Annotated in this window: 16 protein-coding genes and 4 tRNA genes; 5 read left to right on the plus strand and 15 right to left on the minus strand. The window is 60.3% G+C overall.

What is annotated here, in order from left to right; genetic code table 11:
* Nucleotides 1-35 precede the first annotated feature (35 nt).
* The 7 genes from CKW30_RS21295 to rluD all read right to left on the minus strand — a co-directional run bounded on the left by CKW30_RS21295 (nt 36) and on the right by rluD (nt 5,125).
* Nucleotides 36-112, minus strand: a tRNA-Pro gene (locus CKW30_RS21295).
* Between the two features lie 97 nt (nt 113-209).
* Nucleotides 210-285: transfer RNA gene (locus CKW30_RS21300), tRNA-Lys, on the minus strand.
* A 5-nt stretch (nt 286-290) separates the two neighbouring features.
* Nucleotides 291-367, minus strand: a tRNA-Pro gene (locus CKW30_RS21305).
* 9 nt (nt 368-376) lie between these two features.
* Nucleotides 377-452, minus strand: a tRNA-Asn gene (locus tag CKW30_RS21310).
* Between the two features lie 296 nt (nt 453-748).
* Nucleotides 749-3,313 carry an ATP-dependent chaperone ClpB gene (gene clpB, locus CKW30_RS21315; RefSeq protein ID WP_056790458.1) on the minus strand — a complete coding sequence of 855 codons (2,565 nt, stop codon included), beginning with the start codon at nt 3,311-3,313 and terminating at the stop codon, nt 749-751.
* 130 nt (nt 3,314-3,443) lie between these two features.
* Nucleotides 3,444-4,166, minus strand: a complete 723-nt coding sequence (gene pgeF / locus CKW30_RS21320) for a peptidoglycan editing factor PgeF (RefSeq protein WP_095181838.1) — start codon at nt 4,164-4,166, stop codon at nt 3,444-3,446.
* A complete protein-coding gene (gene rluD, locus CKW30_RS21325; protein WP_016773140.1) occupies nt 4,163-5,125 on the minus strand; it encodes a 23S rRNA pseudouridine(1911/1915/1917) synthase RluD in 963 nt (320 codons plus the stop codon). Before rluD ends, pgeF begins: the two co-directional genes overlap by 4 nt.
* Before the next feature lie 151 nt (nt 5,126-5,276).
* On the opposite strand from rluD, the gene CKW30_RS21330 reads away from it, so the two are divergent.
* The 4 genes from CKW30_RS21330 (at nt 5,277) to CKW30_RS21345 (ending at nt 9,576) form a co-directional block, all read left to right on the plus strand.
* Nucleotides 5,277-6,293 carry an outer membrane protein assembly factor BamD gene (locus CKW30_RS21330; RefSeq protein WP_056790462.1) on the plus strand — a complete coding sequence of 339 codons (1,017 nt, stop codon included), beginning with the start codon at nt 5,277-5,279 and terminating at the stop codon, nt 6,291-6,293.
* Nucleotides 6,294-6,420: 127 nt separating this feature from the next.
* On the plus strand, nt 6,421-6,654 hold the full coding sequence (locus CKW30_RS21335) for a PP0621 family protein (RefSeq protein ID WP_056790465.1): 234 nt from the start codon (nt 6,421-6,423) through the stop codon (nt 6,652-6,654).
* Complete coding sequence (locus CKW30_RS21340; RefSeq protein ID WP_095181839.1) at nt 6,644-8,233, plus strand: PAS domain-containing sensor histidine kinase; 1,590 nt, start codon at nt 6,644-6,646, stop codon at nt 8,231-8,233. Before CKW30_RS21335 ends, CKW30_RS21340 begins: the two co-directional genes overlap by 11 nt.
* A complete protein-coding gene (locus CKW30_RS21345; protein ID WP_095181840.1) occupies nt 8,230-9,576 on the plus strand; it encodes a sigma-54 dependent transcriptional regulator in 1,347 nt (448 codons plus the stop codon). Before CKW30_RS21340 ends, CKW30_RS21345 begins: the two co-directional genes overlap by 4 nt.
* 92 nt (nt 9,577-9,668) lie before the next feature.
* Here CKW30_RS21345 and thiO read toward each other — a convergent pair whose 3' ends face one another.
* The 7 genes from thiO to CKW30_RS21380 are packed head-to-tail and all read right to left on the minus strand — an operon-like array spanning nt 9,669 to nt 16,439.
* Nucleotides 9,669-10,769: a glycine oxidase ThiO gene (thiO, locus tag CKW30_RS21350; protein WP_095181841.1), complete on the minus strand. Its 1,101-nt coding sequence runs from the start codon at nt 10,767-10,769 to the stop codon at nt 9,669-9,671.
* Between the two features lie 57 nt (nt 10,770-10,826).
* Nucleotides 10,827-11,228 (minus strand): type IV pilin protein, encoded by a 402-nt coding sequence (locus CKW30_RS21355; protein WP_095181842.1) that lies wholly within the window; start codon nt 11,226-11,228, stop codon nt 10,827-10,829.
* A gap of 15 nt (nt 11,229-11,243) precedes the next feature.
* Nucleotides 11,244-14,333: a pilus assembly protein gene (locus tag CKW30_RS21360; protein ID WP_095181843.1), complete on the minus strand. Its 3,090-nt coding sequence runs from the start codon at nt 14,331-14,333 to the stop codon at nt 11,244-11,246.
* Entirely contained in the window at nt 14,320-14,799 is a 480-nt protein-coding gene (locus CKW30_RS21365) for a PilX N-terminal domain-containing pilus assembly protein (protein ID WP_095181844.1), read from the minus strand. The genes CKW30_RS21360 and CKW30_RS21365 overlap by 14 nt, the downstream gene beginning before the upstream one ends.
* 10 nt (nt 14,800-14,809) lie before the next feature.
* Nucleotides 14,810-15,523 (minus strand): PilW family protein, encoded by a 714-nt coding sequence (locus CKW30_RS21370; RefSeq protein WP_056790483.1) that lies wholly within the window; start codon nt 15,521-15,523, stop codon nt 14,810-14,812.
* Nucleotides 15,520-15,969, minus strand: coding sequence for a type IV pilus modification protein PilV (gene pilV / locus CKW30_RS21375; protein WP_071173641.1), 450 nt, complete (start codon nt 15,967-15,969; stop codon nt 15,520-15,522). Before pilV ends, CKW30_RS21370 begins: the two co-directional genes overlap by 4 nt.
* A complete protein-coding gene (locus CKW30_RS21380) occupies nt 15,966-16,439 on the minus strand; it encodes a GspH/FimT family pseudopilin (protein ID WP_041477800.1) in 474 nt (157 codons plus the stop codon). Before CKW30_RS21380 ends, pilV begins: the two co-directional genes overlap by 4 nt.
* Nucleotides 16,440-16,569: 130 nt before the next feature.
* On the opposite strand from CKW30_RS21380, the gene CKW30_RS21385 reads away from it, so the two are divergent.
* Nucleotides 16,570-17,139, plus strand: a complete 570-nt coding sequence (locus tag CKW30_RS21385; protein ID WP_095181845.1) for a GspH/FimT family protein — start codon at nt 16,570-16,572, stop codon at nt 17,137-17,139.
* On the opposite strand, the gene ispH is transcribed toward CKW30_RS21385, so the two are convergent.
* Complete coding sequence (gene ispH, locus CKW30_RS21390) at nt 17,096-18,040, minus strand: 4-hydroxy-3-methylbut-2-enyl diphosphate reductase (RefSeq protein ID WP_016773129.1); 945 nt, start codon at nt 18,038-18,040, stop codon at nt 17,096-17,098. The genes CKW30_RS21385 and ispH overlap by 44 nt on opposite strands.
* Nucleotides 18,041-18,179: the final 139 nt, after the last annotated feature.

An 18,179-nucleotide genomic window follows, 5' to 3' on the forward strand; every position in this document is an offset into this window, starting at 1 on the left:
AATCCCCGTATCTTTCGATACGAGGATTTTCAATATGGTCGGGGTAAGGGGATTCGAACTCCTGACATCCTGCTCCCAAAGCAGGCGCGCTACCGGACTGCGCTATACCCCGGTAAAAAAAAGGCGACCTTTCAAAGATCGCCTTCTTCGATCAGCGCTTTTGGCCTCTGATCTTAAGATTCGATCCCAGCGCAAACTGGTTTCAAAAATGGTGGGTCGTGTGGGATTCGAACCTACGACCAATTGGTTAAAAGCCAACTGCTCTACCAACTGAGCTAACGACCCAAATATGGTCGGGGTAAGGGGATTCGAACTCCTGACATCCTGCTCCCAAAGCAGGCGCGCTACCGGACTGCGCTATACCCCGGTTTGAAATTGGCTCCGTGACCAGGACTCGAACCTGGGACCCAATGATTAACAGTCATTTGCTCTACCGACTGAGCTATCACGGAACTACATATTTCAATTTACAACGGTGAAGCTTTGTTGCATCTCGCCACCCGTTCGCATCGCTGCGTTCGTATGTCTGAGGCGCGCTATTCTACAACCTAGAACACCTCTGTCAACCCCCTAAATTGCTTTCAAGTTAATGATTTGCAACTTATTTCAGATTCCAACCCGGTGGGTTGAAACGCTGCCGGTGACTGACTGCGGGGCGCACTTTACAAGCCTTTTCCTTTGAGTTCAACAGCCTGGCGAAAAAAAGGCCTCGCAATGCGAGGCCTTCCCGGTTTCATTGCCCTGAGGCTTAGCCGAAAACGATTTCGTCGTTCTCGACCTTGCCGGTGGCGGTGTCGCCCGGCATGAAATGACCCGACAGGATCAACTGCGCCAGCGGGTTTTCGATCCAGCGCTGGATCGCCCGTTTCAAAGGACGTGCGCCATACACCGGGTCGTAACCGACGGCGATCAGCTTGTCCATCGCTTCCGGGCTCAGCTCCAGCTTCAGCTCGCGCTCGGCCAGACGGCTGCGCAGGCGACCCAACTGGATCTCGGTAATCCCGGCGATCTGATCCCGCGCCAGCGGCTCGAAGATCACCACCTCGTCAACGCGGTTGATGAACTCCGGACGGAAGTGCGAGGTCAGCGCGTCCATCACAGCAGCACGCTGCGCCTCACGATCACCGACCAGTTCCTGGATCTGCATCGACCCGAGGTTGGAGGTCATCACGATCACCGTGTTGCGGAAGTCCACCGTACGCCCGTGACTGTCGGTCAGCCGGCCATCCTCAAGCACTTGCAGAAGGATGTTGAACACATCCGGATGGGCCTTCTCGACTTCGTCCATGAGGATCACCGAGTAAGGCTTGCGACGCACCGCTTCGGTCAGATAACCGCCCTCTTCATAGCCGACGTAGCCTGGTGGCGCACCGATCAGACGGGCCACGGAGTGTTTCTCCATGAATTCGGACATGTCGATCCGCACCATCGCCTCTTCAGTATCGAAGAGGAACTCGGCCAAGGCCTTGCACAGCTCGGTTTTACCGACACCGGTCGGGCCGAGGAACATGAACGAGCCGCTCGGCCGATTCGGGTCGGACAGCCCGGCGCGGGAACGCCGCACGGCGTTGGCCACAGCCACGACCGCTTCTTCCTGACCGATTACCCGTTTGTGCAACAGGCTCTCCATCTTCATCAGCTTGTCGCGCTCGCCTTCGAGCATTTTCGACACCGGGATGCCGGTCCACTTCGACACGACTTCGGCAATCTCTTCTTCAGTCACCTTGCTGCGCAGCAACTGGTTTTCGCTCTTGCCGTGCTGGTCGACCATTTGCAGGCTGCGCTCCAGGTCGGGGATCACCCCGTACTGCAACTCGGCCATGCGGTTCAGGTCGCCTTTGCGGCGTGCGGCTTCCAGTTCCTGGCGCGACTGTTCGATCTTCTGCTGAATCTGCGCAGAACCCTGCACCTCGGCTTTCTCCGAGTTCCAGATTTCCTCCAGATCGGAATACTCACGTTCGTGACGCTCGATTTCTTCCTGGAGTTTTTCCAAGCGTTTCTTCGCCGCGTCGTCGCTTTCTTTCTTCAGCGCCTGGGATTCCACCTTCAGCTGAATCAGGCGCCGCTCCAGACGATCGAGTACTTCCGGTTTGGAGTCGATCTCCATGCGGATACGGCTGGCCGCCTCGTCGATCAGGTCGATGGCCTTGTCCGGCAGCTGTCGATCCGTGATGTAGCGATGGCTGAGCTTGGCCGCAGCGATGATCGCGCCATCGGTGATCGCCACTTTGTGGTGGACCTCGTAACGCTCCTTGAGGCCACGCAGAATCGCGATGGTGTCTTCTTCGCTCGGCTCGTCCACCAGAACTTTCTGGAAACGCCGCTCGAGCGCCGCATCCTTCTCTATATATTGGCGATACTCGTTGAGCGTGGTCGCGCCGACGCAGTGCAACTCGCCGCGAGCCAGCGCAGGCTTGAGCATGTTGCCGGCGTCCATCGAGCCTTCGCCCTTACCAGCGCCGACCATGGTGTGCAGCTCGTCGATGAACAGAATGATCTGCCCTTCCTGCTTCGACAGTTCGTTGAGCAACGATTTCAGGCGCTCTTCGAACTCACCGCGATACTTGGCGCCGGCAATCAGCGCGCCCATGTCCAGCGACAGCAGGCGCTTGCCTTTAAGGCCGTCTGGCACTTCGCCGTTGATGATGCGCTGCGCCAGCCCCTCGGCGATCGCGGTTTTACCCACGCCAGGTTCACCGATCAGCACCGGGTTGTTCTTGGTGCGGCGTTGCAGAACCTGAATGGTGCGGCGGATCTCGTCGTCACGGCCGATCACCGGATCAAGCTTGCCTTCTTCGGCGCGCTTGGTCAGGTCGACGGTGTACTTGTCCAGCGCCTGCCGCGACTCTTCGTGGTTGGCGTCATTTACCGCTTCGCCACCACGCAGGTTGTTGATCGCGTTTTCCAAGGCTTTCTTGCTCACGCCTTGGCCGAGCAGCAACTTGCCGAGCTTGCTGTTCTCGTCCATCGCGGCGAGCAGCACCAGTTCGCTGGAAATGAACTGGTCGCCCTTCTGCTGAGCCAAACGGTCAGCCTGATTGAGCAGGCGCGCCAGATCCTGCGACATGTTGACGTCGCCGGTCGGGTTCTGGATTTTCGGTAGTTGATCGAGCTCTTTGGTCAGCTCTTTACGCAAGCTGTTGACGTCGAAGCCTACTTGCATCAGCAACGGCTTGATCGAACCGCCCTGCTGTTCAAGCATGGCCTGCATCAAGTGCGCCGGCTCGATGGCCGGATGATCGTGGCCAACCGCCAACGACTGGGCGTCGGACAGGGCCAACTGTAATTTGCTGGTTAAACGGTCAATACGCATGGGTCACCTTCCTTTTGAGCAGGCCGGACCTAAGAAACCATCCTGAATAAAGAAACCTGCCAGATACCACTGTAGATGCGGTCGATTCTGGGAGATTCAAGCGTCGGAGAGTTGATGCAGATCAGAGAGTTTAGCGGGTGAGCCAAACAAGGGAGGCGAAACGACCGGTGCGCGACGCACGGCGATAGGAGAAGAAGCGCGGATCGGTCACGGTGCAGAAACCGCCACCATAAACAGCCGTGACACCCCGTTCAGCCAGACGCAGGCGCGCCAGCAGATAGATATCAGCCATGAACTTGCCGGCATTGTTGCTCGGTACGAACGCTTCTGCTGCTTCAGGCAGTTGATTGATGAAGACTTCCCGTACTTCCGGACCGACTTCAAAGGCTTTGGGGCCAATGGCCGGGCCGAGCCAGACCAGTACCTCGTCAGCAGGAACATCGAGGCTGTCGAGAGTTGCCTCAAGCACACCCGCCGCCAGACCGCGCCAGCCGGCATGGGCTGCCGCAACCCGAGTGCCCGCACGATCGCAGAACAACGCCGGCAAGCAATCCGCCGTCATCGCCGCGCAGGCAATACCCGGCGTTGCCGTCCAACTGGCATCTGCAGTCGCAACGATGCCCGGATCAGCATGCGCAACGGTGATCCCGTGCACTTGCTGCAACCAGGCAGGCTGTATGGAGAAGTGTTCGGTCAAGCGGCGACGATTTTCGGCCACCGCTTGCGGGCGATCATCGACATGATCGCCCAGATTGAGGCTGTCGAACGGCGCCTCGCTGACACCACCCTCGCGGGTGGTGACACAGGCCCTGACGCTGGCCGGCGCAGGCCAGTCCGGCGTCAGCCAGTTCATCCGACGAAGGCCTCGCGATCCTGCTTGAGCAGGGTCAGCAGCCAGACGAAATCTTCCGGCAGCGGCGATTCCCAGCTCATGCGCTCACCGCTCGTCGGGTGATCGAGTTCAAGGAAGCGCGCGTGCAGCGCCTGACGCGGGAAGTGCTTGAGCGATTCCACCATGGTCGGGTTGGCCGCAGGCGGAATGCGGAAACGCCCGCCATACGCCGGATCGCCGACCAATGGGAAGTTGATGTGCGCCATGTGCACGCGGATCTGGTGGGTCCGACCGGTTTCCAGTTTCACCCGCACGTGGGTGTGCGAACGGAAACGCTCGAGCACGCGGTAATGGCTGACGGCAGGCTTGCCGCCTTCCATCACTGCCATGCGCTGGCGTTGCTGGCCGTGACGACCGATCGGCGCATTGATCTTGCCGCCGGCGGTGACGACGCCGATCACGATGCACTCGTAGATACGGCTGACGCTGCGGCTCTGCAATTGTGCGACCAGCTTGGTCTGCGCCTGAATGGTCTTGGCCACCACCATCAGACCGGTGGTGTCCTTGTCCAGACGATGCACGATACCGGCGCGCGGGACATTGATGATGTCCGGCACATGGTGCAACAAAGCGTTGAGCAGGGTGCCATCGGCGTGACCGGCGGCCGGGTGCACCACCAGGCCCGCAGGCTTGTTGATCACCAGGATGTCGTCGTCTTCATAGACGATGTCGAGCTCGATGTCCTGGGCGATCCACTCGCCCTGGGCTTCCTGCTCGGCAGTCAGCTCAAGGACGGCACCGCCATGCACAATGTCGCGCGGGCGGATCACCGCCCCGTCCACAGTCAGGCGACCTTCTTTGATCCAGGCGGAAAGGCGCGAGCGTGAGTGCTCAGCGAAGAGTTGGGCGGCGACTTGATCGAGGCGTTGGCCGCCCAATTCGGACGGCACCTCTGCGCGAAGTTCAATTTTATCGGACATGCTCGGACTGGGCGTCGGCACAGCCTTTGGTTTCGGCTGCGCGCTTGTGGTTAAATACGGCGTCTTTTGCCCCGAGGCTTTTCAACGGGGCGCTCATCATAACAGGACGGCCCCGCCCAAGACAGCGGCCGTCATAGGGACGCAAGCCGCCATGCAAGTGAAACACCTGCTGCTGATCGCCATCCTCGCATTGACCGCTGCTTGCTCATCGAAGGAAGTCGTAGACGAAAACCTCAGCGAAGCCGAGCTGTATCAGCAGGCTCAGACTGACCTGGACAACAACAGCTACACCAGCGCCACAGCCAAGCTGAAGGCTCTGGAGTCGCGTTATCCGTTCGGTCGCTACGCCGATCAGGCTCAGCTGGAGTTGATCTACGCCAACTACAAGAACGCCGAGCCGGAAGCTGCAAAGTCTGCCGCCGAGCGTTTCATTCGTTTGCATCCGCAGCATCCGAACGTGGATTACGCGTACTACCTCAAGGGTCTGACTTCGTTCGACCAGGACGTCGGCCTGCTGGCGCGCTTCCTGCCGCTTGACATGACCAAGCGTGACCCGGGCGCCGCCCGCGACTCGTACAACGAGTTCGCGCAGCTGACCAGCCGCTACCCGAACAGCCGCTACGCGCCGGACGCCAAGCAGCGCATGATCTATCTGCGCAACCTGCTGGCCGCCTACGAAATCCACGTCGCCGACTACTACCTGACCCGTCAGGCTTACGTAGCCGCTGCCAACCGTGGCAAGTACGTCGTGGAAAACTTCCAGGAAACCCCATCGGTCGGCGACGGCCTGGCGGTGATGACCGAAGCCTACCAGCGTCTGCACCTCGACGATCTGGCGGCCACCAGCCTGGAAACCCTGAAGCTCAACTACCCGGACCACCCGAGCCTGGAGGATGGCCAGTTCGTGCCACGCGTAGCCGAAGCTGACAACCGTTCGTTCCTGAGCAAAGCGACTTTGGGCCTGATCGAATCGCGTCCACCGCTGCCGCCGGGCGAAACCCGCGCCAACCAGGACGTGCAGAAGCAGTTCCAGGACGCGAAAGATGCGATCCCGAACGAGCTCAAGCCTAAAGACGAGAACGGCGACGTGATCGAAGAGCCAGAACCGGAATCCAGCGACACCGACCGCTCGTGGTTCAGCTACATGACCTTCGGCGTGTTCGACTGATCACACCGGCTGTACGAAAAAAGGGAGATCCGCGGATCTCCCTTTTTTATTGCCGCGCTTTAATAGGCTGTGCGCTGATCGGGTCCTTGGCTAAACTGCCGGATCATCAGTCGAAAAGCCGCTCATCATGCTTCGTTTATTGTTCTGGATTGCCCTGATCTTCGCCGCCATCTGGCTCTGGCGCAAATTCAAGGCCCCCGCCTCGTCCGCCCGATCGCCGCGCGAACAGGACGCGCCGCCGATGGTGCGTTGCGCCCACTGCGGCGTGCACCTGCCGCGCGACCGCGCGCTGGGCAACCAGCAACTGTGGTATTGCAGCCAGGCTCATCTCGAGCAAGGCCCGGGCGCCAGTGGTCGCTGAGGCCGTCAACGCCGACCAGAAACAGGCGCAGCGTCTGCTGCGCCTTTATCACCTCTACCGTTTAAGTGTCGGCATCACTCTGGTGTTGCTGATCTCCAGCAACATGGACAACCGCCTGCTGACGTCGGCCAACGACGATCTGCTGCGCGGTGGAAGTTGGCTGTACCTGATCATCAATATGCTGTTGGTGGTGTTCCTCGAAAACACCCGGCGCCCGGCGCAGTTGTTCACCCTGGCCCTCGTCGACGTGCTGCTGTTGTGCGGCCTGTTCTACGCGGCCGGCGGCGTGGCCAGTGCGCTGGGCAATCTGCTGGTGGTCTCGGTGGCAATCAGCAACACCCTGCTGCGCCGACGCATCGGCCTGCTGATTGCCGCCATCGCGGCGATCGGCATTGTCGGCCTGAGTTTTATGCTGGGGCTCAGCCGCCCCTTGACCGCCAACGCGTACCTGCAAGCCGGCACCCTCGGCGCGCTGTGCTTCGCCGCCTCACTGCTGGTGCAAGGGCTGATCCGCCGCCTCGAAGTCAGCGAGAACCTGGCCGAACAACGCGCCAGCGAGGTGGTCAGCCTGGAGGCGTTGAATGCGTTGATCCTGCAACGCATGCGCACCGGCATTCTGGTACTCGACGAACAACGCCGGGTACAACTGGCCAATCACAGTGCGCAGAGTCTGCTCGGCCATAGTCACCTGCAAGGTCATTTGATCGACGAATATTCGCCAGCACTCGTCGAGCGCCTGCAACTGTGGCGCAACAACCCGACCTTGCGCCCGCAGAGTCTGAAAATCCCCGGCAATGGCCTTGAGCTGCAACCCAGCTTCATCGCTCTCGAGCAGAGTCCGAACCAGCAGACGCTGGTGTTTCTCGAAGACCTGGCGCAAATCACCCAACAAGCCCAGCAACTCAAGCTCGCTGCGCTCGGGCGTTTGACCGCCGGCATCTCCCATGAAATTCGCAATCCACTGGGCGCGATCAGTCATGCCGCGCAGCTGTTGGCCGAGTCCGAGGAACTCGATAGCGCAGATCGACGTCTGACGCAGATTATTCAAGACCACTCCCAGCGCATGAACCGAGTCATCGAAAACGTCCTGCAACTGTCCCGCCGCCAGCAAAGCGCGCCGCAACGGCTGGACCTCAAGCCGTGGCTGGAAGACTTCGTCGGCGAAACCCGCGAGCAGGCCAACGAACGCCAGCACATTCATCTGCGAATCAATTCCGGCGATTTCACCACGCTGATGGACCCCAACCAACTGCGGCAGATTCTCGACAATCTGATCCGCAACGCCTGGCGTCACAGCGCCCAACTGCACGAGCAGGCCGAAGTATGGCTGGCACTGTTCGTCGACCCCGACAGCCAATTGGCAGTGCTCGAAGTACAGGACAACGGCCCCGGCGTGTCGGCCGATGAACAGGCGCATCTGTTTGAGCCGTTCTTCACTACGAGCAGCCAGGGCACCGGTCTTGGCCTTTATCTGTCCAGTGAGCTGTGCGAAAGCAACCAGGCACGCCTAGACTTCAAATCACGCCAAGGCGGCGGCTGCTTTTGCATCACTTTTGCTCACGGACGGAAACAAAGTTGAATACAAGCCCACGGCAAAAAATTCTAATCGTCGACGACGAACCGGATATCCGCGAGCTCCTGGAAATCACCCTGGGACGGATGAAACTCGAGACCTTCAGCGCACGCAATCTGGGCGAGGCTCAGGCGCTGTTGCAGCGCGAGCACTTTGACCTGTGCCTGACCGACATGCGCCTGCCCGACGGCACTGGGCTGGAGCTGGTGCAACACATTCAGCAACGCGATCCACACCTGCCGGTGGCGATGATCACTGCGTACGGAAGCCTGGAAACGGCCATCAATGCATTGAAGGCCGGGGCGTTCGATTTCCTCACCAAACCGGTGGAGCTGCCGCGCCTGCGCGAACTGGTCAGCTCGGCGCTGCGCCTGCCGACAGCGGGCGGCTTGAGCACGGCAATCGAGCGACGGTTGCTGGGCGATTCGCCGCCGATGGCCAATCTGCGCAAGCAGATCGACAAGCTCGCACGCAGTCAGGCGCCGGTGTACATCAGTGGTGAATCCGGCAGCGGCAAAGAACTGGTCGCACGTCTGATTCACGAACAAGGCCCGCGCGCCAGCCAGCCGTTTGTGCCGGTGAACTGCGGGGCAATTCCGTCGGAACTGATGGAAAGCGAATTTTTCGGCCACCGCAAAGGCAGCTTCACCGGTGCCGTCGAAGACAAGCCGGGGCTATTCCAGGCGGCCCATGGCGGCACTCTGTTTCTCGATGAAGTCGCCGACCTGCCGCTGTCGATGCAGGTAAAACTGCTGCGAGCGATCCAGGAAAAAGCCGTGCGCAGCGTCGGCGGCCAGCAGGAAACGGTGGTCGACGTGCGTATCCTTTGCGCCACGCACAAAGACCTTGAAGCCGAAGTTTCGGCCGAACGCTTCCGCCAGGATCTGTATTACCGGCTCAACGTCATCGAACTGCGCGTGCCGTCCCTGCGCGAACGCCGCGACGACATCGAGGCGCTTGCCATGCACGTGCTCAAGCGCCTGGCCAAAGACACCGGACAAGCCGAAGCGCGCCTGCATCCGCAAGCGCTGGAGGCGCTGAAGAACTATCGCTTTCCCGGCAACGTGCGCGAACTGGAGAATGTTCTCGAACGCGCGCACACCCTGTGTGAAAACCGCACGATCGAAGCGCAGGATCTGCGTTTGAGCGAAGGCAATTGCACGGCGGATGGGGCGATGGCCGATCTGACACAGATCGACAATCTCGAGGATTATCTGGAGAGCGTCGAGAGGAAGCTGATTTTGCAGGCGCTGGAGGAAACCCGCTGGAACCGCACGGCGGCGGCGCAGCGGTTGAGTCTGTCGTTCAGGTCGATGCGTTATCGGCTGAAGAAATTGGGACTGGATTGAAGGCCCCTTCGCGAGCAGGCTCGCTCCCACATTTGGAATGAGTATTCCTGTGGGAGCGAGCCTGCTCGCGAAGGCGGTCTACCAGCCTCTGACTAAATCCGGCCCTCAGGCGCATACGGCGCCGGATCAATAATCGGCGCCCGCCCCAGCATGACATCGGCGAACAACTGGCATGACGCCGGCGCCAGCACCAGCCCGTTGCGGTAATGCCCGCAGTTCAGCCACAAACCTTCGGCCCCCGGTACCCGACCAATAAAGGGAATGCCTTCCGGCGACCCCGGCCGCAGCCCGGCCCAATGCCCGACCACCTCGGCATTCGCCAACGCTGGTAACAACTCGATGGCCGAGGCCTTGAGGCTTTGCAGCGCTATGTCGGTCGGGGTCTTGTCGTAACCTTCGTGCTCCAGCGTGCTGCCAATCAGAATGTGACCGTCGCGACGCGGGATCGCATAACGCCCCTTGGCCAGCACCATGCTCGGCAGGAAATCAGCCGCGCACTTGTAGAGAATCATCTGGCCTTTGACCGGCTCGACCGGCAGCGTCAGGCTCAGCGTCTTGAGCAGATCACCGCTCCACGCCCCCGCCGTCAGCACAAACTCGTCGCCGCTCATCACCCCAGTGGAGGTTTGCACGCCAACCACGCGCTCGCCCTCGCGGACGAAACCACTGACTTCGCATTGCTCGTGAATCGTCACGTTCGGCAGCGCCAGCAGCGCGGCTTTCAGCGATTTGACCAGCCGTGGATTGCGCACGTTGGCGACATCGGCCATGTAGATCGCTCGGCTGAAACCGCTGCCGAGCACCGGCACCGCGTCATGTGCCGCCGAGATATCCACAGCCCGCAGCGGCCGATTTTCCCGCGCGGCCCAGGCCAGGGCTGCGGCTTCATCGTCCAGATCCAGCCAATACAGACCAGTGGTGTGCACTTCAGGATCAACGCCAGTGTCAGCAAACAAGCGCTCGCCGAGCTGTGGATAAAAATCCTGCGACCAATGCGCCAGCGCGGTGACTGCCGGACTGTAGCGCCACGGGTATAACGGCGAGACGATGCCGCCGCCAGCCCAGGACGATTCCTGGCCGACATTCGAGCGATCCAGCAGCGCCACGCTGCGCACTTCGGAGGCAAGATTGTAGGCGGTGAGCAGGCCAATCACCCCGCCACCGACAATCACCACTTGCTGTTGCCTGGTCATGTTTGATCCAACCGTAAAAAAGACAGTGGGCGCAAAAGGCGCCCGAAAAAGAATGCGTCAGCGGCCCCAGCAATCCTTGGCGGTCACACCGGTAGTCGCGTTGTTCATGCTTCGCACGCCGGTGTTGGTCAGAGTGAAATCCCCGCATTTGTCGGTGGCCATGGCCGAGCCGGTTTTACGCACCGCGGTCAGCACAAAGGTCTGGTCGGTCAGCGTCGGGGTGATGGTGTAGAAATCATTGCCCGGGCTCAGCCCGGTGACGCCGGTGTAGACATTGTTGCGGGTGTAGAAGCGTTCGAGGGTCTGCGCCTGCTCCGAGAGCAGCGAGACCACTTCGGCGCGACGGCCCTTCTTCACGTATTCGTTGTAGCTGGGAATGCTGATGGTGAGGATGATCCCGATAATCGCGATGACGATCATGATCTCGATCAGGGTAAAACCTCGGCTGGTTCTGCGCATGCCTCAAATTCTCGCTTACTGGATTTGTCGCCACATGATACGACGGCTGCCGCCGCCACCTTTTTCCACAACGGTGGTGATGACGCCGCTAGTCTCGGTCACGACCTTTCCCGTACCACCGGCGGAAATAACGTTAAGGGTCGGAATGCCACCGGTGAATACCACGCCACTTGATATCGTGTCAGCGCCATCGACCAAACGGTCACCGGTGGTGTCGATCACGGCGTAGTTGAGCATCTTACCGTTGAACGCATCGAGTTCGACCAGTCGGCCCGTACCAAAACTCGAACAAGGGTCGGTGGTATCGACGCTGGCAGTGGTGAAAACAACTCGCCCCAATACAATACTGGCCTGATTGATCACGCGTTCACCGGTCAGCACGTTGTTATACACCAGCGGCAGATACCAGCCTTTCTCTGCCGGATACGTCGTTTCATTCTGGCTGGTGGTCAGAAACTGCCCGGAACTGCCGGAGAACGAGCCGGTAATCGCCTGTGCCTGCAAGCTGCTAACGGTGATTTGCCCTGAGCCTCCTTCCGCATCCCAGATCGAATAGAACGCCTGCAGATCCTTGTTGGTCTTGTCGGCAGTCTCGTTGAACTTGCCGGTGCCAAAGAACACTTGCTTGCCGCCCTGCGGATTATCCGCCAGCAGCGGTTGCGCGGTGATCGGCTGCGTTGCCCCGCCCGGGGCGGTGAACAATGGCTTGCCGGCAAACGCCACGCCCCAGCTTTCTGCCCCGGGTGCGCTCAAGTCGAATTTCCACATACGCCCCTTCAGGTCACCAGCGTAGGCAGCCTGCACTACGTTCGAGGAATTGACCCTGAGTTTTACCGAAGACAGACCGTTAGTGGTTTCCGTGCTGTCGATGACGATTTTCCTGATCAGCGAACCATCCAGCGCATCCAGCACATACAACGCTGCAACCCCCGAATTGCTGCCGTAACCATTGGCGATGAATGTCGCCCAGCGACCATTGGCCAAGCGTGCGACTTCCGGACGGGCGTAGGCGTAACCCAGATCATTGAAAGCATTCGACGCATTGGCCGTAGCCGGCGCACTGACTTCCCACAGTGCCTTGATCACGTTGCCTGCCGAGGCATCGAACAGTTGCAGCCCATAGAAGGTTTTGCCGCCGGCCCCCGTTCCGCCAATGGCCAGGGTTTTCCAGGTGGTACCGGCCTGCGCATCGAACACGCCGACCTGACCATCCACCAGAAATTTGTGGCTGACGCCGTTGATGTAGTTGGTGTCCGCGATCAGTCGCAGGGAAGGCAGCACGCTGGAGGGCATATAGGCATAACGGCGGGTGCCGTTCGCCGAATTGATCACGTTGACGAAACCGTCGTTGGCGTTCACCACCAGACTGGTGTTCATGTTCGCAGCCTTGGTCGTCAGGTAGTTGGTGTAACTGCTGTCACCCGTCAGATCGGATGCGGTCTTGTCTGAAGGCGACGCGAGCACCAGCGGCGAATTGATGATGTCGCCCAGCAGCGCAGTGCGCACTTTGAGACCGGCCTTGTTGGTCCCTTTGCTCCACTCCACCAGATCATTACCGTTGATTCCGGCGGGCAACCCCTGATTCAGCGTAGTCTGCTGCGCCGGGGAAAAGTTGAGGAGTGCCAGGGCAATGGGCGTGTTGCTCAAGGTGTTCCATGACTGGAAATTTGGCGCTGTGGCAGAGGGCACGATGGTGGTGTCGGTCGACCATTGCGCCGCCGAGGTATTTACCGTGCCGGTCGAGGTAAAGCCGAACGACCTGATCGTGCCGCGCCAATCCTTGGGATCGTAGGTTGTCTGGTAAAAACTGCTGCCACTGGTCAACGTACTGCTGCTGGCAACACCGGCACCACCGGAGCCGGCCTTGGAAGTGATATCGCTCAATGCCGACGATAACGCCGCATTGAGCCCGGAGCTGTCGGTCGCCTGGTAGTACCTGCCCTGCCCGTAACTGGCGGCGTCGGACAACATGTCGTTATCCGCCGCGAAACCCACGGTGTAGGTGTTCATGTTCTGCCGGGGAAAATCCACCGCGTTCCAGCTCTTGCCTGCTGCGTCAGTACCGGTCGAACGCATGTCGATGTCGAAGGCGAATTTGGCGATGTCATCCAGATAAAGCGTGTCGCCTTCACCGTCACCGTTGAGGTTGTCGCCATCGTTATTCACGCCATCCCAGTTCGGTAGCCGGCTGCCTCCCAGCGGATCGTTGGTCGGGAAGGTACGGTCATAGGTTGGCAAGCCATCGGTAATCACCACGCCGTAGTTTTTCTGGCAGCGGTATTGAATCGGACTGGTATAGCTCGCCGGCGTGCCGTTGTAGTAAGGCGCCAACCCACGCATGTAGCGCGTGACTTCGTAATAGCTCTCGGCCAATGGCGTGTTGGCCACGGCGTTCAAGCCGTTGATCGATGAGATCAGCGCGTTGTAGTTGGTGTCTGCCTGGGCCTGGGTGACGCTGCCCGCGACGGGTGACAAATCGGTGATTGAGCGAGCGATGAAACCGCCGTTGCCCGGGTTGCTGCTGGTCGCCGGATTGAATGTCGACAGGCCCATGCGCAAGGTGCGGTTGCTGCTCACCAGTGCGGTGGAAACGTTGCGCGCCACGTTCATCCGGTAATCGTTGGGAATCGCCCCCGTAGTGAAGTCGCGGGTGCCGGTGCTGTTGGCGAGGCTGACTATGTAGGAAATGTAATCGGCGGAATACCGAGTGTTCTCGTTGCCTACGGGGTCGGGGAGCTTGAGGCACAACGGCGCCACGCTGTTGTTGTAGAACGCATAGGCGCCTCCCGAGCAACCGGAAGTCGGCAGGCTCGATAGAAACACTGTGTCGCCGGTAATCTGCGGCGCATTGAGTGCAGAGCACAATCCGAGGAAGGCATTGCACTGCCGGGCGGGAGTGCGGTTGACGTTCGGGTCGAATCCGGCGGCGTAGATGATGCTGTTCATACTGCCGGAGTCGTCGATCAGCAGCATCACGTTTGGCGCCACCGCAGCCGCGCTCAGCAATGGCGAATCGGAAGGCGTGAAAGCCCAGGCCGGTGCCGCCAGGTAGCAACTCAGCAGCATGCCGATCAGCAGCGACAGGCCGCGCTCAATACTTCGCATAGACACTCTCCACCACGCTACGCGAATTGCCGGCGATGCCGACCGCAGTGACTCGATACAACGTCGCCGAAGTGTTACTTGGTACGTTCACCGCCGTCAGGGTCGTGCCGATGTTCTGCACGCCATAAAAGCCATTACCGGCGGCGATCCAGGTCACCCCGGAGGTCGAATTGAAGCCGGCCGAGCTGACCACTGACGACTCCGCCGGCGGCAGACATTGGGTCGTGCCGCTGCACACCGCCAACGAGTAACTGTCCAGCTGCACCGCACTTTCGCCGATACGCAACGCCGCTTCCGCAGCCTGAAACGATTGATTGCGCAGGCTTACGCTGCCGGCCATTTTCTCTTGCAGGTTGGCGCTCTGCATCGAGGACAAACCGATCAATGTGAGCAACAGCAGAAACACCAGGCTCACCAACAGGACCATGCCGCGCTGGGCCTGACGTTGTTGCAAGGAAATCCTCATCGCCGCCCCCTCATGGCAAGCGGTTGCGCAATGCCGCAACCACGTTGAAGGTTTGATTGCGCACCCGATTGTTCGGGTCGGTGAGGGTCAGGCTCAGGCGCACGCTGCGGATGCGCGCCGGATCGCCGGGGTTGCTGCTGTACGTTGAAGCTGCGACGTCGGTCGCGGAGCTGGCCAGACCAAATGTGACGTTGAAGGCGCTGACGTTGTTCACCAGCACTTGCTGCGCCGGATTGCCGCTGCCAGTGCCCATGAGGATCTGGTTATTGCTGAAGCTGTAGATCAGGCGCCGGATCGGGAACGCGATCTGCCCCGTGGTCGGGCTGCGCAATCCGCTGTAGGCGACCGCGCTGTTGCGACAATCGGAAATCACCGTCCAGGTCGGCGTTCCCCCGCCGCTGCCAACATCGGCGGTGACCATGGTCAGCTTGAGACTGGCGTTATCCCAGTTGATCGGGATGAGTTGCGCGGTGTTGAAATCCCCTGCAGAACTGGAGTCGACGATGGTGCCGAGGCAGCCGAACATGCCGACCATACGAATTTCCTGAATCATTTTGCTGAGAACGAAGCGCGCATCTTCCTGCATCGCTGCGGCGCTGTTCTGACTGACGTAAGTGTTTTTTGCGGCGATGAAAATCTGTACCACGCCGAGCACGACGATCAGCCCCAAAGCCAGGGCAATCAGCAGCTCAATCAGGCCGAAACCACGGCTGGCGTACTTCATGGTGTGGCCACCGGATCGACCGCCGCCCGGCTGCTCAGCACGAAACTGCGCTGTGCACTGGCAGCGTTCGCCGCGCGCGCATCGCTCCAGGTAATGGTGATGGTGTAGACCCGCTGATTGAGGGTGATGCTGCCCGTCGCGGTCGGGCCGCCGAAGTTGGCGATGTTGGTGGTGAAATCGTAGAGATCCTGATCCCGCGCATTACTGAGATTGCCCGAGGTCGGTGGCGTGACGGTGTAGTTGGCGCCGGAATTGGCGCGGATGCGATCCATCATGTCATAGGCGATGAAACTGGCCTGACTGGTCATCCGCGAACTGTCGGTGTACTTCAGCGCATTGAGCTGCACCGCCGCTGCGCCCAACAGCCCGACGGTAAGAATCAGCAACGCGACCAGCACTTCGATCAGCGTCATGCCCTCCTGTGCGTTTTTGCTCCCTGCCCTCATCCGCAATTTCCACCCAATTGAATGCGTCCGTTCAAACACACGTTCAGCGTCCTGCTTTGCGTGCCCAGCGTGTAACCGATGACCACCGCCGTCGACGGTGCCGCCAGACCGCCGAGGTTGTTGAAATCCAGTGCGGTCACTCCTGAGGGTAGCGTCAGAGTCGCGCCACTGCTCATTGCTGGAACAACCCGCAACACATTGGCCGGATTGCCAGTACTGTCGTAGACCGCCAGCTCACCGGTCCACACACTGCCGCCGGCGGTCGGACGCAGACGCGTGGTCACGCCGCGATTGATTGCCTCGAGGCGAGCGAAATTGATTGCCCGCTGCAAGTCGCCGACTTCGGTATCTGCCTTGCTGCTCTGGATCGTACGGGTAAAGGCCGGCACCGCCAGCGTGATCAGTATCAGGAACACCGCAATGGCGACCAGCAACTCGACCAGCGTGAAACCTTTTGTACGAAGATCCATCGGTGCCCTCCGTTGCCGTCGGCTATACCTGCTTTTACACGCTAGAACATTCGCTCGGCACGCGCCGACTGATTTGCCCTGCGCGGCGCACGGATTGCGCTGCTCATACCATTCCACGGAGGGATTTTTCATGCCGCAACACGGTTTCAGCCTGATTGAACTGCTTATGGGACTGGCGATTGGCGCAATTGTTCTGCTGCTGGTCAGCCCGGCGTTCGCCGCGCTCAAGCAAGCGACTCAGCGCGACCACGCAGCGCAGTCGCTGCTCGAGGGCATCCGCCACGCTCGCACCCTGGCTATGACCCACAATCAAAGTGTGGTGATCCATGGCATTGACGGCGACTGGAGTCAGGGTTGGCGAATCATTCTGGATCTTAGCGGCAAGGGGCCGGAGGACAGCAGCAATCCGCTGCTGGTTGAACGCGCCAGTGAGGCGAAGGTGGCGATTGTCGGCAACTGGTGGGTGAGCCGCTACGTGCGGTTCAGTCATCTGGGACAGCCGCTGATGCCGGGACGGCGATTTCAGGCGGGGACAATACACGTCTGCTCGCCGCGCGAGCCGGTCAGCCAGCGGCAGATCGTGCTGGCGGCGACCGGTCGCGTGCGCCTGGGCAGTCAGGAGACCGAACAGGCGCTGTGCGACAAAGGCAGAAGCGTCAGATCGAACGGACGCGCAGCTCTTTCGGCATCGAGAACGTGATGTTCTCCTCACGGCCAGCCAGCTCGTCGGCACCGGTCGCGCCCCAGGCCTGCAATTGCTGGATCACGCCCCGGACCAGCACTTCCGGTGCGGACGCGCCAGCGGTAATGCCAATACGCTCGACGCCGTCGAACCAGCTCTGTTGCAGGTCCTCGGCACCGTCGATCAGGTACGCCGGAGTCGCCATGCGCTCAGCCAATTCGCGCAGGCGATTGGAGTTGGAGCTGTTCGGGCTGCCGACCACCAGTACCACGTCGCACTCGTCGGCCAGTTGCTTGACGGCGTCCTGGCGGTTTTGTGTGGCGTAGCAGATGTCGTCCTTGCGCGGGCCACCGATCGCCGGGAAGCGCGTGCGCAGGGCATCGATAACGCGACTGGTGTCGTCCATCGACAAGGTTGTCTGGGTGACGAAGGCGAGTCTTTCCGGATCGCGTACCTGCAATGCGGCCACGTCCTTTTCGTCTTCGACGAGGTAGATCGCGCCGCCGTTGCTGGCATCGTACTGGCCCATGGTGCCTTCAACTTCCGGGTGACCGGCGTGGCCGATCAGGATGCACTCGCGACCGTCGCGGCTGTATTTGGCGACCTCGATGTGCACCTTGGTCACCAGCGGGCAGGTTGCATCGAAGACTTTCAGGCCACGACCTGCAGCTTCGTTGCGCACGGCTTGGGAAACACCGTGGGCGCTGAAGATGACGATCACGTCATCGGGCACCTGATCGAGCTCTTCGACGAAAATCGCGCCACGGCTGCGCAGGTCTTCGACGACGAACTTGTTGTGCACCACTTCATGACGCACATAGATCGGCGGCCCGAAGACTTCCAGGGCGCGGTTGACGATTTCGATCGCCCGGTCCACACCGGCGCAGAAGCCACGGGGGTTGGCGAGTTTGATTTGCATGCTGTGCCTCGTGTCTTGCGCGCGAAAACAATGGAAAACAGACTGTGGAGACCTGCTTGTTGTGGCGAGGGGAATCATCCCCGCTCGGCTGCGTAGCAGTCGCAGACCTTCAACGGACTTATCTCAGAATCCGTTGACT

Origin of the sequence: Pseudomonas sp. Irchel 3F6, from assembly GCF_900187595.1 — a bacterium.
Classification (GTDB): domain Bacteria; phylum Pseudomonadota; class Gammaproteobacteria; order Pseudomonadales; family Pseudomonadaceae; genus Aquipseudomonas; species Aquipseudomonas siliginis.

What these genes read in the sequence shown, in the direction of transcription:
- clpB (WP_056790458.1), bottom strand. Translation starts at nt 3,313, where the DNA reads ATGCGTATTGACCGTTTAACCAGCAAATTACAGTTGGCCCTGTCCGAC.
- pgeF (WP_095181838.1), bottom strand. Translation starts at nt 4,166, where the DNA reads ATGAACTGGCTGACGCCGGACTGGCCTGCGCCGGCCAGCGTCAGGGCC.
- rluD (WP_016773140.1), bottom strand. Translation starts at nt 5,125, where the DNA reads ATGTCCGATAAAATTGAACTTCGCGCAGAGGTGCCGTCCGAATTGGGC.
- CKW30_RS21330 (WP_056790462.1), top strand. Translation starts at nt 5,277, where the DNA reads ATGCAAGTGAAACACCTGCTGCTGATCGCCATCCTCGCATTGACCGCT.
- CKW30_RS21335 (WP_056790465.1), top strand. Translation starts at nt 6,421, where the DNA reads ATGCTTCGTTTATTGTTCTGGATTGCCCTGATCTTCGCCGCCATCTGG.
- thiO (WP_095181841.1), bottom strand. Translation starts at nt 10,769, where the DNA reads ATGACCAGGCAACAGCAAGTGGTGATTGTCGGTGGCGGGGTGATTGGC.
- CKW30_RS21355 (WP_095181842.1), bottom strand. Translation starts at nt 11,228, where the DNA reads ATGCGCAGAACCAGCCGAGGTTTTACCCTGATCGAGATCATGATCGTC.
- CKW30_RS21360 (WP_095181843.1), bottom strand. Translation starts at nt 14,333, where the DNA reads ATGCGAAGTATTGAGCGCGGCCTGTCGCTGCTGATCGGCATGCTGCTG.
- CKW30_RS21365 (WP_095181844.1), bottom strand. Translation starts at nt 14,799, where the DNA reads ATGAGGATTTCCTTGCAACAACGTCAGGCCCAGCGCGGCATGGTCCTG.
- CKW30_RS21370 (WP_056790483.1), bottom strand. Translation starts at nt 15,523, where the DNA reads ATGAAGTACGCCAGCCGTGGTTTCGGCCTGATTGAGCTGCTGATTGCC.
- pilV (WP_071173641.1), bottom strand. Translation starts at nt 15,969, where the DNA reads ATGAGGGCAGGGAGCAAAAACGCACAGGAGGGCATGACGCTGATCGAA.
- CKW30_RS21380 (WP_041477800.1), bottom strand. Translation starts at nt 16,439, where the DNA reads ATGGATCTTCGTACAAAAGGTTTCACGCTGGTCGAGTTGCTGGTCGCC.
- CKW30_RS21385 (WP_095181845.1), top strand. Translation starts at nt 16,570, where the DNA reads ATGCCGCAACACGGTTTCAGCCTGATTGAACTGCTTATGGGACTGGCG.
- ispH (WP_016773129.1), bottom strand. Translation starts at nt 18,040, where the DNA reads ATGCAAATCAAACTCGCCAACCCCCGTGGCTTCTGCGCCGGTGTGGAC.